The following is an 823-nucleotide window of genomic DNA, read 5'->3' on the forward strand; positions in this document are numbered from 1 at the left end:
TCCGCGTCCTCCTGCGCTGCTGCTGCCCGCTCCTCGGCGAGGGCCGCCTCCCGCTTGGCCTGCCTGCGCTCGGCCCGCCACTGCGCACTCCGCTGCCGGAGGGTGGGCTTGCCGTCGCGGGAACGGATCCGCCCGTGCTCGTGGAGGTCCCAGATGCCGGGGCCGGCGAGCGAGGCAATGGCGGTGCCGACGGCGGTGGCCGTGTCGAAGGCGGTCAGGCCGTGCCACAGGTTGACGCCGGCGGCGACGAAGGCGAGGAGCCAGGCGATGAGCCGGTAGTGCCAGTGCGGGCGCCGGTCATCGACGGCTGCGGCGGCGCCACGGAGGACGACCCATGCGGCCCCTTCGAGAACGAGAGGGGCGGCCAGAAGGTAGCGGGCGTCCTCGTCGTAGAAGGCGTTCATCTGGACGGGGAGTGCCACGACGCCGCAGACGATGGCGAAGCTGATGGCTGCGATCTTCCACGACTTCGCGGACTTCTCGCGCTGTTCGCCGGCCTCAGCCTCCGCCAGGTCCGCGGCCTCTGCTGCCAGCCGCTCCCGCTCGGCCTCGCGCGCCTCGGCGGCTGCCTTGCGCTCCGCCTCGGCGATCTTGGCGTGCTGCTCGGCCTCGAACCGCTGCAGCTGGAGCGCCGCCCGCTTGTTGGTCAGGGCCTGCTTCTCGGCTTCTGCGGCAGCCTTGATGCGGACTGTCTCGGCTTCGGCCTCGGCGGCAATACGGCGGGCTTCGGCGTCAGCGGCGGCTTGCGACCGGATGGCTTCCGCCTCGGCGAGGGCCACCGGGTCGAACCGCGGCGCGACGGCGGCGCCGTTGATGTGGTCCA

Annotated in this window: 1 protein-coding gene; it reads right to left on the reverse strand. The window is 72.9% G+C overall.

The window, feature by feature from the left end; genetic code table 11:
- Positions 1 to 823 (reverse strand): hypothetical protein (locus ABD191_RS28950; protein ID WP_425560904.1); only part of this gene is annotated, 823 nt, incomplete at both ends.

The sequence above is a fragment of the Luedemannella helvata genome (assembly GCF_039528415.1).
Taxonomy (GTDB): Bacteria; Actinomycetota; Actinomycetes; order Mycobacteriales; family Micromonosporaceae; genus Luedemannella; species Luedemannella helvata.